General features: G+C 62.4%; 12 protein-coding genes. 6 read left to right on the forward strand and 6 right to left on the reverse strand.

Translation table 11 applies throughout. The features are described 5' to 3' along the window. Positions 1-25 precede the first annotated feature (25 nt). The 4 genes from M511_RS06170 to M511_RS06185 are packed head-to-tail and all read left to right on the forward strand — an operon-like array spanning position 26 to position 4203. Positions 26-919, forward strand: coding sequence for a carbohydrate ABC transporter permease (locus M511_RS06170; protein ID WP_010396671.1), 894 nt, complete (start codon positions 26-28; stop codon positions 917-919). Beyond that, positions 919-1797, forward strand: a complete 879-nt coding sequence (locus tag M511_RS06175) for a carbohydrate ABC transporter permease (protein WP_085501682.1) — start codon at positions 919-921, stop codon at positions 1795-1797. Before M511_RS06170 ends, M511_RS06175 begins: the two co-directional genes overlap by 1 nt. 5 nt (positions 1798-1802) lie before the next feature. Beyond that, on the forward strand, positions 1803-2915 hold the full coding sequence (locus M511_RS06180) for an ABC transporter ATP-binding protein (protein ID WP_085501683.1): 1113 nt from the start codon (positions 1803-1805) through the stop codon (positions 2913-2915). Between the two features lie 49 nt (positions 2916-2964). Next, complete coding sequence (locus tag M511_RS06185) at positions 2965-4203, forward strand: AGE family epimerase/isomerase (protein WP_085501684.1); 1239 nt, start codon at positions 2965-2967, stop codon at positions 4201-4203. Positions 4204-4218: 15 nt separating this feature from the next. Here the strand turns inward: M511_RS06185 and M511_RS06190 are convergent, their stop codons facing one another. The 4 genes from M511_RS06190 to M511_RS06205 all read right to left on the reverse strand — a co-directional run bounded on the left by M511_RS06190 (position 4219) and on the right by M511_RS06205 (position 9497). Next, entirely contained in the window at positions 4219-4857 is a 639-nt protein-coding gene (locus tag M511_RS06190; protein WP_029372115.1) for a response regulator transcription factor, read from the reverse strand. Continuing rightward, positions 4811-6235, reverse strand: coding sequence for a sensor histidine kinase (locus M511_RS06195; RefSeq protein WP_085501685.1), 1425 nt, complete (start codon positions 6233-6235; stop codon positions 4811-4813). The genes M511_RS06190 and M511_RS06195 overlap by 47 nt, the downstream gene beginning before the upstream one ends. Continuing rightward, on the reverse strand, positions 6235-6963 hold the full coding sequence (locus tag M511_RS06200; RefSeq protein WP_237701512.1) for a putative pterin-binding protein: 729 nt from the start codon (positions 6961-6963) through the stop codon (positions 6235-6237). Before M511_RS06200 ends, M511_RS06195 begins: the two co-directional genes overlap by 1 nt. Positions 6964-7052: 89 nt before the next feature. Beyond that, the gene (locus tag M511_RS06205) at positions 7053-9497 is read right to left on the reverse strand and encodes a GcvT family protein (RefSeq protein WP_085501686.1); all 2445 of its coding nucleotides are present in this window, start codon (positions 9495-9497) and stop codon (positions 7053-7055) included. Between the two features lie 146 nt (positions 9498-9643). Here M511_RS06205 and M511_RS06210 point away from each other — a divergent pair, with 146 nt between their 5' ends. Both M511_RS06210 and M511_RS06215 read left to right on the forward strand, forming a co-directional pair. After that, positions 9644-10195: a helix-turn-helix domain-containing protein gene (locus tag M511_RS06210; protein ID WP_010396654.1), complete on the forward strand. Its 552-nt coding sequence runs from the start codon at positions 9644-9646 to the stop codon at positions 10193-10195. Between the two features lie 150 nt (positions 10196-10345). Next, a complete protein-coding gene (locus M511_RS06215; RefSeq protein ID WP_085501687.1) occupies positions 10346-11977 on the forward strand; it encodes a peptidoglycan-binding domain-containing protein in 1632 nt (543 codons plus the stop codon). Between the two features lie 3 nt (positions 11978-11980). On the opposite strand, the gene M511_RS06220 is transcribed toward M511_RS06215, so the two are convergent. After that, on the reverse strand, positions 11981-13225 hold the full coding sequence (locus tag M511_RS06220; protein WP_085501688.1) for a hypothetical protein: 1245 nt from the start codon (positions 13223-13225) through the stop codon (positions 11981-11983). A 153-nt stretch (positions 13226-13378) separates the two neighbouring features. Next, positions 13379-14722 carry an esterase-like activity of phytase family protein gene (locus M511_RS06225; RefSeq protein WP_085501689.1) on the reverse strand — a complete coding sequence of 448 codons (1344 nt, stop codon included), beginning with the start codon at positions 14720-14722 and terminating at the stop codon, positions 13379-13381. Positions 14723-14785 lie beyond the last annotated feature (63 nt).

The following is a 14785-nucleotide window of genomic DNA, read 5'->3' on the forward strand; positions in this document are numbered from 1 at the left end:
AGCCAAGCGCGGCAGGAGGAATGGCATGTCTCCGCCGACTTCTGCGGATTTCCGCACCCGCTTGCAGGACTGGCTGCCCCGGCTGGTGCTGGCCCCGTCCTTTGCCACGACCCTGATCTTTGTTTACGGGTTTATCCTTTTCACGGTGCTGCTGTCGTTTACCGGGTCAAAGATGCTGCCGAACTGGTCCTTTATCGGGCTGGATAACTATGTCCGGCTGTTCAAGCTTCAGCACTGGCATATCGCGCTGAAAAACATCGCCGTTTTTGCATCGCTTTACATCGTGATCTGCACGGCGATCGGCCTCGCTCTGGCGATCTTTCTGGATCAGAAGATCCGGGGCGAGGGGATGTTGCGCCCGATCTATCTTTATCCGATGGCGCTGTCTTTCATCGTCACCGGGACGGCCTGGAAATGGTTCCTCGACCCCGGGATCGGGCTTGAACATGTCATGCACCTGTGGGGCTGGGAAAGCTTCAGCTTTGGCTGGATCAAGAACAGCAACATGGCGATCTATTGCATCGTCATTGCGGCGGTCTGGCAGACCTCGGGCTTTGTCATGGCGATGTTTCTGGCCGGGCTGCGCGGGATCGACAATGAGATCCTGAAGGCCGCCCAGATCGACGGCGCCTCGAACTGGCAGCTTTACCGGCGCATCGTCATTCCGCTTTTGCGGCCCGCATTCCTGTCGGCCTTCGTGATCCTCAGTCACCTTGCGATCAAAAGCTACGACCTTGTCGTGGCACTGACGGGCGGAGGTCCCGGCCGTGCGACCGAGATGCCGGCGACATTCATGTACTCCTATACCTTCACCCGCAACCAGATGGGCGTGGGCGCAGCCTCGGCGGTGATCATGCTGATGACCATCGCAGCGATCATGGTGCCCTATCTTTATGCCGAACTAAGGGAGAAACGCTGATGTCCGCGATCCGCCACGAGACTGCCGTCTCGACCGGCCGCACGGCACGGGTGTTTCTGTATCTGGTGCTGGTGCTTTTTGCGCTGTTCTACCTGCTGCCGCTTTACGTCATGGGCGTCAACTCGGTCAAACCCCTGCCCGAGATCACCGGCGGGAACATGATGGCCCTGCCCAGGGCCTGGACGCTTGAGCCATGGCGCGCGGCCTGGTCCAGCGCCCAGATCGGGGTGCAGCCGACCGGCCTTAAGCCCTATTTTCTGAACTCGATCCTGATGGTGGTGCCTGCCGTGGCCATCTCGACCATCGTCGGGGCGCTGAACGGCTATATTCTGACCAAATGGCGCTTTCGCGGTGCGGACTGGGTCTTTGGGCTGATGCTGTTTTCCTGCTTTATCCCGTTCCAGATCGTGCTGATCCCGATGGCGCTGATCCTTGGCAAGCTGGGACTTGCAGGCAGCATCCCGGGGCTTGTCCTTGTCCATGTGGTCTACGGCATCGGCTTTACCACGCTGTATTTCCGTAACTATTACGCCGCCTTCCCGACCGAGCTTGTGCGCGCGGCGATGATCGACGGGGCAGGGTTTTTCCGCATCTTCTGGCGTATCCTACTGCCCGTTTCCGGCCCGATCGCGGTGGTTTCGGTGATCTGGCAATTCACCAATATCTGGAACGACTTTCTGTTCGGCGCCTCATTCGGGGGCACCTCGCAGCCGATGACAGTGGCGCTCAACAACCTCGTGCAATCCTCGACCGGGGTTAAGGAATACAACGTCCATTTCGCCGCCGCGATCCTCGCGGCCCTGCCGACGCTGGCCGTCTATGTAGTGGCGGGGCGCTATTTCGTGCGTGGCCTGATGGCCGGTTCAGTCAAGGGATAAGAGCCATGGGCTTTCTGGAAATCCGCAATACCACCAAATCCTATGGCCCGGTCGAAATCCTGCACGATATCGACATCAGCGTCGAAGAGGGCGAATTCCTCGTGCTGGTCGGCCCCTCGGGCTGCGGCAAATCCACGCTGCTGAACATGATCGCCGGGCTTGAGGACATCACCTCAGGCGAAATCAGCATCAAGGGCCGGGTGATGAACGGCGTTCACCCGTCGAAACGCAACATCGCCATGGTGTTCCAAAGCTATGCGCTTTACCCCAACATGACGGTTGGCCAGAACATCACCTTCGGTCTTGAAATGCACGGCACCCCCAGGGCCGAGCGGGAAAAGGCGCTGGCCGAGGTCGCCAGGCTTTTGCAGATCGACCACCTGCTTGACCGCAAGCCGGGCCAGCTTTCGGGCGGCCAGCGTCAGCGCGTCGCCATGGGCCGGGCGCTGGTGCGCGACCCCGATGTGTTCCTGTTCGACGAGCCTTTGTCGAACCTGGACGCCAAGCTGCGCGTCGACATGCGCACCGAGATCAAGAAGCTGCACCAGAAGCTGAAGACGACCATCGTCTATGTGACCCATGACCAGATCGAGGCGATGACGCTCTCGACCCGGATTGCGGTGATGTATCAGGGTTATGTCCAGCAGCTCGGCACGCCGAAAGAGATCTATGACACGCCCGCCAATGTCTTTGTGGCGACCTTCATGGGGTCTCCGGCGATGAATATCATCCCGGCGCATGTGGTGATGCGCGAAGACGTTCCCCATGCGAAAATCACCGACGCTGATGGCAATGAGGTTCTTTTGCGCTTCAGCCAGCCGAACCTTGCTGAATGGGACGGTCGCGAGATCCTGCTGGGCATCCGCCCCGAGGCGATGACCGATCCCGAGGGCGCCGACCGGCAGTCCGCGAACATCCAGACCCTGACCAACCGCGTCAGCGTGACCGAGCCGGCGGGTTCGGACACATTTGTCACCATGGTCCTGGGCGGCAAAGAGGTTGTCGCACGGATGCGCGCCGATGCGCTGGTCCGACCGGGACAACGCTTCGACTTCGCCGCCAACATGGAAAAAGCCATCGCCTTCGACCCAAAAACAGAAAAACGGATCGCGCCGTAACGGACGCTGCCTCATTCCCGAATGCCCCACAGAGATGACAAGGACCGACATGCCCGCCAACGCCCTGCCGCAGGACGACACCGACCAATCCCCGTGGCTAAAGGACCCGCGCCATCGCGACTGGCTGCTGGCCGATGCGCGGCGGCAGTTTCAGTTCTTTGACGCCAGCGTGAACCCCAAAGGCGGGTTCTTTACCCTTGATCTTGACGGCCGCCCCCTGCCCGACCGGCTGCAAGAGCTGCATACGACAACAAGGCTGATCCACTCTTACGCATTGGGGATGCGGCTGGGCCAACCCGGCGCGGACAAGATCGTCGATCAGGGCATGCGCTATCTGTGGTCCCATCACCGCGACCCCGTCCATGGCGGCTATGTCTGGGGGGTCAAGGACGATGCCGTCGCCGACGGGCGCAAGCTGGCCTATGGACATGTCTTTGTGCTGCTTGCTGCCTCAAGCGCGCTGGAGGTCGGTCATCCCGATGCGAGAAGGCTGTATGAGGACGTCAGCGAGGTACTTGAGCAGCACTTCTGGGAAGAGGACCCCGGCCTGTTCTGCGACGAATGGAATCGCGACTGGACGCCGTTTTCCAGCTATCGCGGCATGAACGCCAATATGCACGGGGTCGAGGCGCTGCTGGCCGCCCATGAGGCCACAAATGATGCACAGCCCCTTGCCCGCGCCGGCCGCATCCTTGAGATGTTCACCCAGCGGATGGCCGCGACGCATGGCTGGCGCATCCCCGAACACTACACCGCATCATGGCTGGTCGATCCCGATTATGCGGACGACCCGATGTTCCGCCCTTCAGGTACGACCCCTGGCCATTCCTGCGAATTCGGGCGGCTGTTGCTGCAATGGTGGGATCTTTCGGGCCGGCCTCAGGGTGACGCGCCTGAACGCGCCCGCCGCCTGATCGCCCGCGCGCTGTCCGATGCCTGGGATAAGGCGCGGGGCGGTATAGTCTATACGCTGGACCTTGACGGAAAGGTGGCGATTGACGCGCGCTACTGGTGGCCGGTGACCGAGGCGATCGGGGCGCTTTCCATGCTGATCAAGCTGGACCCGCGCCCCGAAGATGAGCTCTGGTATCGCCGCCTGTGGCGCTTTGCCGATGAAAAGCTGATCGACCACCGCCACGGCGGCTGGTTCCCCGAGCTTGATGGAAACGGCCGTCCGGCAATGACCCAGTTCAAGGGTAAGCCCGACATCTATCACTCCGTGCAAGCAGCCCTGTTTCCGCTGACGCCGGGCCTGTCCCGTCACATGCACGAACTTGGGGCGCTATAACTGCAGGGGCTGGGGCTAAGTTCTGTTTGTCGCGCTAAGCCCCAGCGAAATAGCGATCCGGGCGGCATCGGCGCGGTTGTTGATCCCAAGCTTGCGGTACAGCTCTTTGATGTAATGGCTGACCGTGTGTTCGGAAATCTCAAGCCGCGCGGCGATGGCTCCGGTTCGCGCGCCCTGCCCCAAAAGCGACAGCACCTGCTCTTCGCGCCGTGACAGGTGAACGTCCAGAGGTTCACCCAGCGGCACCATGCCTTCGCGCAGGCGATGGGCAAAGGCCAGCGTATTCTCGATCTTGAGATGCAGCAGATCCAGATCGACCGGCTTGGTCAGGTAATCGACCGCCCCGGCACGCAGCCCCTCCAGATGAGGTTCGCGGTCCGACAGTGCGGTCAGAAAGATGAAAGCCGTCGTTTCGGCCAGTCTGTCACCGTCGCGCAGGTCGTTCAAAAGCTCAAAGCCGCTGCGCCCGGGCAGCATCACATCGCATAGGACAATGTCGGGACGGTACTCGGCCAGAATCGCCTCGGCCTCGTCGCTGTTCGTCGCTGTCAGGACGTTATGCCCTTTGGACGACAGCTCTTCTTGCAATTCCTCAAGGAGGAACTCTTCATCCTCGACACAAAGAATGGTCGCTGGTATGCGACTCCGCCCCATCCGCCTGACCCCCCGCAGCAGGCACGGCAATGATGAACTCGGACCCCTCGCCCACCTGCGAAGTAAAGGTTACTTCGCCACCGTGTAGCGAGACTATATCACGCACAAGACTAAGGCCAACCCCGACTCCGGGCAGGCGATACACATTTGGCGCACGGTAAAACTTGTCGAACACGACCGCCTGCGCCTCGTGCGGGATACCGACGCCGCTGTCTTTCACCCGGCACAGAACGCGGCCGTTCCTGCACGATGTCTCAAGCCGGACCGGAGCGGGGGCTTCAGAGTATTTGATCGCGTTTGACAGCAGGTTCAGCACCGCTTGTTCAAGCAGCACCGGGTCGGCGTCAATCAGCAGCGCCGTTTCGGCCAGCGATACCTCAATCCGGCGCGCAGGGTTCGCCTGCCGGATCTGATCGGCAGCAACTGCGGCGATTTCGTTGAAATCTATCAGGCGGCGGGACAGCGAGATGTCCTTGCCCTCGACACTGGCCGAGGCAAGAAAGCTGCTCAGCAACCGCTCAAGCCGCTCGGCTGCGTCAAGGATACGGCTGAACTTGCGCCGCAGCGCATCCGAAAGCGGCGCCGAATCGTCACGCAACTGGCGCTGCGCGATCATGTGAATGATCGACACCGGGGTGCGGAACTGGTGCGAGACGGTGACGATAAAGCTGCGATAGACGTCCTTGGCGCGGCGCTCGACCTCCAGCGCCTCTTGCAGCTCGAAGGTGCGGGCGATGACGGTTTTTTCCAGCTCTGCGCGATGGGCCTGCAATTCCTGTTGCGCACGTATTGATCGCCGCATGTTGCGCCACAACAGGCCGGCCATGACCACGCCCGAAACAAAGGTGCCAAGCGCAGCGAAGCTTAGCAGTTGAAACATACGCTGCAGGGATTCCCGGCGGGCCTGACGCTCGATCCGCTCTTTCAGGACCAGGGCATTGGTGATGTCGCGCAGGATCGACGACAGCGCGGAGAAACGCGGAATCAGTGTCCCGATCTCCGCAAGGTCAAAGTCGCTGGCCGAGATGACCGCGTCGATGTCGTCCAGCATCGCCTTGACCTCGGTCACCTGCGGGCCCGCGCCGATGGAACGGAAATATTCGAACTGCGGCCTGTCGGTCATCAGCGCGATGCGGCTGTAGAGAATGTCAAACCGCAGCATCACCTCGTCGTAGTCGGCTTTCAGCCCATAGCGATAGAGGGTGACCAACATGTTCTGGGCCTCGCGGTCCGCCTGAGTCGCGACCCACATGTTGCCTTCGGTGATCTCGCTGCGGAATGCGCGGTCGATATTGACGATCTGCGTCAGAGAATAGATGAACAGCACCGCGAAGCTTGCAATGGTCACCAGCGCGAAATGGGAACCGCGCAGGCGCATCACAGCACGATGATCTCGGACAGTTGCCAGATCCAGCGTTCGTCAACGACGGCGTTTTGCAGCTCGAGGTACTGGTCGCGGGGATAGATCAGCCACAACGGGCCCTTGTCGCGCACCCGCATCAGCTTGCCATTCATCTCGCGCGCGATGATGAGGTTGTAATCCCAGGCGTCGCTGGCAGGAACCACAATGCCAAAATCGTTCAGCGCCTTCATCAGCAGGTTGCGGCTGATCAGGTCCGAACGGGTCATGCCGCCCTGGGTCAGCACATCTTTTAACCGGGGACCCCGAAAGGTCTGGACGCCGTCTGTCCAGCGCGTTCGGGTCGCAATCTCATGCCAGGCCAGATCGGCAATATCCTGTTCGGAAAGCTCTCGCACCTTGCCGGCAGGTTCGGTGATGGTCAGCATCGGCCGGTTTTCGGATGCGCGCAGCGGCGATCCGGGCAAAAGAGCTGCCGCAGCACCGGAAAGAATAACGGATCTTCTGCTGGGACGCGGCGCGGGCGGGTGATGCATTCGAGCCATCTCCGAAGCCAGGAACATAACAGATGAAGATATGGCATGCGCGGGTCGGGGTACAACCCACGCATGCCATTTCATCACATTCGGCACCAAAGGCCGACACTCATTACGGCAATGACTATCTAAAATAGCGTCCCGCCGGTTTGCTCGTGTAAATGACACGACCTGAGCAGGCAGGATCATCTCTGCCAGTTGTTCGCGCATCTCGCTATTCCCCAAAATAGGGGGGTGCGCGTTCGCAATCGGCGTGATTCCGCCACTGAGGCAGCAAACAGGGGCAGGCTCGGCACCGCCTAGATCATTCGCGCGCCCGTCGGGTCGTATAGCGGCTTAAGGCTGGCCCTGGCGGTGACCGGGCGGCCCGCAACCTCGATCTGCCAAACCGAGCCAAGCAGCTCTGCCACGCTTTCATCCCCGCAGCAGGGCACATAGCCAAGGCCGACCGCCGCGCCAAGCGCATGACCATAAGCCCCCGAGGTCAGTTGCCCGACGATACGCCCGTTGCGCAGGATCGGCTCATTATGGAACAACAGCGGCTCGGGGTCGCACAGGCAGAACTGCAAAAGCCGGCGCGACAACCCCTCATCGCGTTTGCGCAAAACCGCCTCGCGCCCGATGAAATCGCCTTTGCCAGTCTTGACGGCAAAACCCAGTCCCGCCTCCAGCACATGATCTTCGTCAGTGATGTCGTGACCGAAATGGCGATAGGCTTTTTCGATCCGGCAGCTGTCCATCGCATGTAACCCGCAAAGACGCAGGCCCAGATCCTCGCCTGCGTCGGTCAGCTCTTCAAAGACATGGGCGGCCTGATCGGCGCTTACGTAAACTTCCCAACCCAGTTCACCGACATATGAGATGCGATGGGCGCGGGCGAGACCAAGGCCGATCTCAATTTCACGCGCAGCGCCAAAGGGATGGGCAGCGTCCGAAAAATCGTCGGGCGAGACGCGGGACATAAGGGCACGGGCGCGCGGCCCCATGACCAGCAGCACCGCCTCCGCCGCACTCATATCGGTGATCGTCACCCATGCCTCACCCAGATGCCGACGCAGCCAGGCAAGGTCACGTTGCAGGGTCGCCCCGGGCACGACCAGCAGAAAGGCCGTTTCGGACAGGCGCGTCACCGTCAGATCGCTTTCGATACAGCCCCGCGCGTTCAGCATCTGCGTATAGACAATGCGGCCCGGCGCAACGTCCAGATCATTGCCGCAAAGCCGCTGCAAAAACGCCAGCGCATCGCGACCCTCGACCCGGATCTTGCCAAAGCTGGACATGTCGATCAGCCCGACGCCCTCGCGCAGCGCCATATGCTCATCCCGCTGATTGGAAAACCAGTTCTGGCGACCCCAGGAATAACGATATTCGCGCAGCTCTCCGGGGCGCGCGAACCAGTTCGCCCGCTCCCACCCCGCGACCTCGCCAAAGACCGCGCCGCGCGCCTTCAGATGTTCATGCAGGGGTGAGCGGCGCAACCCGCGCGCCGTCTCGACCTGCCGATAGGGGTAATGATCGGCATAAAGCAGGCCCAAGGTCTCGCTGACCCGTTCACGCAGATAGCGGCGATTGCGCTGAAAGGGCTGGGCGCGACGGATGTCCACCTCCCACAGGTCAAAGGGGGGTTCGCCCTTATCCATCCAAGCCGCCAGCGCCATGCCCGCACCGCCCGACGAAGCGATGCCGATCGAATTATAACCCGCCGCGACCCAATAGCCCGCGACCTCGGGTGCCGCGCCCAGATAATAGCGGTCGTCGGGGGTAAAGCTTTCGGGACCGTTGAAAAAAGTATGGATCCCCGCTTCGGCCAAAAGCGGCATCCGAGCTACGGCCTTTTCAAGAATCGGTTCGAAATGGTCGAGATCTTCGGGCAGCTGGTCAAAGCAGAAATCCTCGGGGATGCCGGACATGCCCCAGGGCTTGGCCTTTGGTTCGAACGCGCCCAGCAGGATCTTGCCCGCATCCTCTTTGTAATAGGCGCATTCATCGGGAACGCGCAGCACCGGCAGGCGCTCAAGCCCGGGGATCGCCTCGGTGACGATATAGAAATGCTCGCAGGCATGCAGCGGCAAGGTAACGCCGTTCTGCGCGGCAAGATCACGGCCCCACATGCCACCGCAATTGACGACATGGGTGGCGGCGATATGGCCCTGCTCGTCCCCTGCCCGCCAATCGACACCGGTCACACGGCCGCGGTCGGTGGTAACGCGGGTTACCTTGACGCCCTCGATAATGCGGGCGCCACGCGCACGTGCGCCCTTGGCAAGCGCCAGCGCAATATTTGCGGGATCTGCCTGCCCATCGCCGGGCAGATGAACGCCGGATACCACGTCCGACACCTCAAGGTGCGGGTACAAAGCATTGATATCGACAGGTGAAAGCTCGTTCACCTCGACCCCAAAGGCGCGGGCCATCGAGGCCTGACGCAAAAGCTCTTCGCGCCGCGCCTCTGTCAAGGCCACGGTGATCGAGCCACGTTGCGAAAAACCGGTGGCCAGCCCGGTCTCTGCCTCAAGCCTGCGGTAAAGATCGGCCGAATATTTCGCCAGACGGGTCATATTGCGGCTGGCGCGCAACTGCCCAATCAGCCCGGCAGCATGCCAGGTCGTGCCGCAGGTCAGCTGCCTGCGCTCAAGCAGCACGATATCGGTCCAGCCGCGTTCGGCCAGATGATAGGCGACCGAACAGCCTGAAATACCGCCCCCAATGATGACGACACGGGCAGAGCTGGGAATATCGGGCATGGCGCGGGTCCTCGCAGGGCGAATCCTTTGCGCCAGATTGTCAGCATGGTATGAAATTTCAATGCTTGTTTTTCATTTATGTGATGAACGATAGATATTCGATCAAGTATCTGGTCAACAACCCACCAGTCTTTTAGCAATAAACCATGGACAGGATCGGACAGGACATCCGGGCTTTGCGTAAGGCGCGCGGCCTGACCATTGTCGATTGCGCCGCCGCGCTTGAGCGTTCGGTCGGCTGGCTCAGCCAGGTCGAGCGCGGCGTGACCACGCCCTCGGTTCAGGATCTGGGCCGGATCGCGCGGCTGTTTGACCTGAACATCAGTTTCTTTTTCCGCTCGGCCAGCCGCGGACCCGATGAACAGGGTCTGATCGTGCGCGCCGCCGACCGCAGCCGCATCGGCTCGGTCGATACCGGCCTGTCAGAAGAGCTGCTCTCGCCCGGTCTTATGGGGGGGTTCGAAATGATCCGTTCGGTCTTTGCCCCCCACTCAAAAAGTGAGGGCATCCGCCCCGCGCGCGAGAAAGAGGACGGTGGCGTCGTGATCTCGGGCCGGCTGATCCTGAAAATCGACGCGCGCCGGTTCGAGCTTGGGCCCGGCGACAGTTTCCAGTTCAAGGGCGCGGCCTATGCGTGGGAAAACCCCGGCGACGAACCCACCGAGGTGATCTGGATCGTCTCGCCTCCGATCTACTGACGGCCCCGCCCCATCGGCAGGGCTTTGCCGAAATCACTCCCCCATCGCCCGATGGCATGCTTGCGGGACCATTATCAGGCCAGTAACGCGGGAACGAATTCCCTGCCCCGCGCTTATAGGCAGAAGGCATCGTCTTGGAAGGAAAGCATCATGCGTCACCTGTCGCTTCTTTTGGCTGCTCTGGTCGCTGCAGGGCCGGCATGGGCCGAAAACCGTGGCGTGGTGATCGCCAATGCGAATTACCAGAATGCGCCGAAGCTGGCCGATGCCGACGCCAAAGCCGCATCCGAGGCAATGAAGGCAGCAGGATTTCGCACCGTCACCGGGGCCGATCTGGTGGTCAAGGATGTGCGGCAGGCGCTGTCGGATCTGCTGCGACCCGACGATTCGCCCGGTGCAAGGGTCGTGCTGCTGAACGGGCATTTCCTGCACGGCGGCAGCGACAGCTGGTATATGGGCACCGATGCCAACAAGCCTGATCTGATCGGCGCGGCGGCGCAGGGCGTGCCGCTGTCGATGGTGCTGGATTTGCTAAAGGATGCCCGCCCCGGCGCGGTGCTGCTGCTTGGCACGGATGAGACGGGGATGGAGCCCGCCACCGGTCTGGAGAGCGGCATCGGCCCCCTGACCCCGCCCGAGGGGGTGACGGTGATCTCGGGTCCTCCAGCGGCGACCAGCGCGGCGGCAGAGGCGCTTTTGCAGCCCGGAGCATCGGTGGACGCAGTGATCCGCGCCGATGACCGGCTGACGCTGGCCGAGGGGGGCAATGCCGATCTGGTGCTGGTCCCGGCCAGCACAGGTACCGACCCCTCGGGCGATCCGCTGGAGACCGACCGCGATCTGTGGGCCAAGGCCGCAGCCGAGGATTCGGCCGATGCCTATCGCAGCTATCTTAGCCAGTACCCCAGCGGGATTTACTCAGCCGCAGCCAAGGCGCGGCTTGATGCGCTGAAAGCGGCGCAGGGCGACCGCGATCTATGGGCGGATGCCGCCGCAGCCAATACGGTCGAGGCTTATGAGAACTATCTTTCCCGCTACCCCCGGGGCGAATTTGCCGAGGCTGCGCAACGCCGCCTGACCGAGCTGCGCCCGCCAGAGCCCGCCCCCGCCCCGGCGCCTGCTCCGCAACCGGTGAAACCGCGGGCGCCTGAAATCCAGCAACCGCGCGAGGTCGAGCCGGTGCGTCAGGCGTCACAGGCGGAACTGGCCGAGAACCGGCTGGGCCTGTCGCGCACGGCACGTATCACCATTCAGCGCCGGCTGAACGTCCTTGGCTATTCGACAGGCGGCGCGGATGGCGTCTTTGGCGCGCGCACCCGCTCGGCCATCCGGGGCTGGCAACAGCGTAACGGCTATCCGGTGACAGGCTATCTGACCTCGGACCAGATCGCGACCATGCGCGCGCAGGCCGGGACACAAACCTCGACACGCGAACAAGAGGACCGCGCTTATTGGCAAAAGACCGGCGCGATCGGCGGGGTCAGAAACCTTCGCGCCTATCTCAATCGCTATCCCGACGGGATCTATGCCGAGAATGCGCGGGCCCGCCTTGCCGCAGCACAGGAACGCGAGACCCTGTCGAGCGATGAGCGCGAGGACCGCGCCTGGAGCCGCGCCCGCCAGATCAACACGGCCGATGCCTATGCCCAGTATCTGCAGGCCTGGCCGCGAGGCGAGCACGCCGCAGAGGCCCGCCAGCGCCGTCAGCGGCTGTTGAACCAGAACCCCCTGGGCACCGGAAACCCCGGGCTGGATCTGATCATCCGCGAACTGGTCAAGTAAGAATCAGTTCAGCATCACCATGGCAAGGAACGGCCCGGTGTCGGTCAGCATGTCCGCAAAACGATCAAAGCTTTCCGGGCTGACGGGCGGGGCGTCGGTGAAATAATCCGCCAGCGCCCAGCCCTGGATCACCCCGTCGACCGGCAGCGGCGCGGGGTTTTCCAGCCATGCGCCAAGGTCGATCCCCAGCGGCGCGCGCCAGAAGATAACGCTGCGCTCACCCTTCAGCAGCGCCTCGCCATCGGCCAGGACCGCCTGCCATGCCGCACCCGTACCGAGCGGAAAGGCGATGCCCGTGGCCGAGACCTGACGGTCGTTCGGAATCCACTCTCCGGCATTGTCGCTTTCCTGCCCGACCAGCGTCCAGAAACGCCTGTTCTCGGCAATGGTTTGCTGCCAATGGGCACGGGCGGCGCGGGTACGCTTGGCATCAGGCTGACGGCGCAGCATGTCGAAGGCCGCGGCAATAGGGTCGATGGCGCCATCCGCCATGGGCGGCAGCAACAGTCCGTCCGGATCTACATTTAGCCGGGCTTTGTCGATCCGTTCGCGCATCGCAAAGACCCTTTGCAGGCTCGGCGTCGGATCAAAGGCCAAAAGCAGCTCTGCCCCGCCCGAAACCAGATGCGTATAGGCCGACAGCCAGGCCGCATCGGCGCGATCAAAGCGGATCACCGGAAGTTCGGAAGCGATCGGCGCGCCCGTTTCCTGATCGAATTCGGTAACGCCGGACCAAAGGACTCCGTCCAGCAACTCGGCCGCGCCCTCGCTCTCGGCGCGTTTGCCGTCGCCATTGATGTCGAACCACAGATCGCGCATCGAGATGGCCAGACCAAAGTCTTCATCAGGGCCGATCCCGGCAAGCGCGGCGCGGCTGCGTTCCATCGCGGCCAGCGTCTGTTCGGTCAGATCGGCCAAAGCCTCAGGCGGCATAGGCTGCGGCTCCATCCCTTCGGGCAGATCGGTGGAAAAACCAAAAATCATCGGGCCAAGGGGGCGGACGCCATAGGTCTCACGCCAGTGCCAGGCGGTTTCGACGGCACCCAGAAATTCCAGCCCGGCGATGGCAAAACGCTCGTCGGCGGTCGGCGACGGCAGGGCGTGCAACCGCTCAAGCACCGGCGCGATGCCCCTTTCGCCGATCTCGCGCGAAAGAGCCGAGGGCTCGACGGGCTGTGGCTCGGCCCATGCAGCACCTAGCGACAGCAGGGTCAGCCCCGCCGCCGTACAGATCGAAACCAGTTTCATGATCGCCCCTCCGCAATGATGTCACGGAACATGGGCGATCAGCCCCGTTCCGACCGAAGTTGTAGCCGCAACGCGAAAAGCGGCGCAAGCCGGGACCCGACACACGCCGCCTGGGCCGGGCAAGGGCAAGGCCCCAGCCCCTGACCATGTGCCTTATTTCGCCGCCAGCAACTCGGGTACCGACAGCAGGATGAATTCATTATCCGCCGCCTGCCCGATCTGGCGCCCACCCGAAAATGGCAGGTTGTTGTCGTTGGCCAGCATGATGTGGCTGTCATCGACCCGCGCCACGTCCTCGATGGTAAAGAAGGGGAAGGTGAAATTCCCCTCATCGGGCTTGTGCCCGGGCAAAGCCTTGCCATCGGGGTCAGCAATATCCAGCAGATCGACATGACCGATGCGGCGCAGATAGCCTTCGGCGTCGGTGCTGGCGGTATCGACCAATACCACGCGCTTGACCCGCGCGGGCAAAGGATAGCAGGCCGACTGATCCGCCGCGCCCTCAGCGCAGGCGCGGGCGGCGTCGCCTTCGCCATTGTCACGTTCGATTACCAGCGCCCGGGTCTCGTCGATGAAGTTGAAATCCCCGATCGCCGTCGCGCCCTCGGCCAGTTTGAAACGGTAGCTGTCGCCGGTCCAGTCGCCTTTGGCGGTGTCAAAGGTCATCACGCGCAGAAAATCGCCCTCGGGCTGGCCGTCATCAGCCAGCAGCGGCTTTTCGAGCATCGCCCAAAGCAGACCCGAACCCGGCTGCAACGCCATCCCCTCATAACCGCCCGAACGCTGGACACGGAAATCCTTGCCCGGCTGTGCAGGCACGGTCACTCCGGGGGTATCGGGGCCGGCAAGAAGCTCTCCCTCAAGCATGGTGCGATGGACCGACAGCACCCGCCCGTCCAGCGCGACCCGCAGGATATGGGGGCCGAATTCGTCGCCGATCCAGATTTCTCCATCAAGATACTGGATGCTTTCGGGGTCGAAATCGGCACCGGTCAGATAGCGGCTTTCGGTCGTCTCATTGGCGATGCGAAAGGGCACCTTGCGGTCGGGATCGCGCAGAAAGACCGTCTCGGCCCGCTCAACCCTGCCGGTCTGGAAATCGGGGCGCATACGGTGAAAGAACAGCATCGCATCGGGGCTGTTGACCTTTGAACCAAAGCCGTTGTCGGTCAGGGTGAACCAGCTGCCATCCTCGGCCCGGTTCATGGCAAAGCCCGACATGCCCTGCACCGGCTGGCCGATGAACGGCAGGGAAATCCCGGTTGCATGGCTGCCATAGGTCGGGCCGGTGTCGCCCTCGACCGACATGGGCAGATCGTTGCGCGCGGCCCCGGTAAAGCGTCCCGCCAGCCACAGATCGCGCGGCGCATCGGCGGGCGGTGCGACCAGCGTAAAGGCGGGCAGAACAGCATGACCCGCCAGCCGGGCGGGAAAGCTTTCCTCGGCCTGGGCAGCAGAAGCAAGGGAACAGGCAAGAATGGCAAGGCCAAATCGCATGAGCGGCAATCCTTTTCGCTGTGATACCGCCCCTTTAGGCCCAAGAGATGACAGCAATGCTGC

The sequence above is a fragment of the Paracoccus sp. J56 genome (assembly GCF_019633685.1).
GTDB lineage: Bacteria > Pseudomonadota > Alphaproteobacteria > Rhodobacterales > Rhodobacteraceae > Paracoccus > Paracoccus kondratievae.

Bases quoted from the DNA above. Each gene is read 5' to 3' on its own strand.
- M511_RS06215 (WP_085501687.1), top strand. From the start codon at position 10,346: ATGCGTCACCTGTCGCTTCTTTTGGCTGCTCTGGTCGCTGCAGGGCCG.
- M511_RS06180 (WP_085501683.1), top strand. From the start codon at position 1,803: ATGGGCTTTCTGGAAATCCGCAATACCACCAAATCCTATGGCCCGGTC.
- M511_RS06175 (WP_085501682.1), top strand. From the start codon at position 919: ATGTCCGCGATCCGCCACGAGACTGCCGTCTCGACCGGCCGCACGGCA.
- M511_RS06210 (WP_010396654.1), top strand. From the start codon at position 9,644: ATGGACAGGATCGGACAGGACATCCGGGCTTTGCGTAAGGCGCGCGGC.
- M511_RS06170 (WP_010396671.1), top strand. From the start codon at position 26: ATGTCTCCGCCGACTTCTGCGGATTTCCGCACCCGCTTGCAGGACTGG.
- M511_RS06195 (WP_085501685.1), bottom strand. From the start codon at position 6,235: ATGCGCCTGCGCGGTTCCCATTTCGCGCTGGTGACCATTGCAAGCTTC.
- M511_RS06225 (WP_085501689.1), bottom strand. From the start codon at position 14,722: ATGCGATTTGGCCTTGCCATTCTTGCCTGTTCCCTTGCTTCTGCTGCC.
- M511_RS06205 (WP_085501686.1), bottom strand. From the start codon at position 9,497: ATGCCCGATATTCCCAGCTCTGCCCGTGTCGTCATCATTGGGGGCGGT.
- M511_RS06200 (WP_237701512.1), bottom strand. From the start codon at position 6,963: ATGCGCGAACAACTGGCAGAGATGATCCTGCCTGCTCAGGTCGTGTCA.
- M511_RS06190 (WP_029372115.1), bottom strand. From the start codon at position 4,857: ATGGGGCGGAGTCGCATACCAGCGACCATTCTTTGTGTCGAGGATGAA.
- M511_RS06185 (WP_085501684.1), top strand. From the start codon at position 2,965: ATGCCCGCCAACGCCCTGCCGCAGGACGACACCGACCAATCCCCGTGG.
- M511_RS06220 (WP_085501688.1), bottom strand. From the start codon at position 13,225: ATGAAACTGGTTTCGATCTGTACGGCGGCGGGGCTGACCCTGCTGTCG.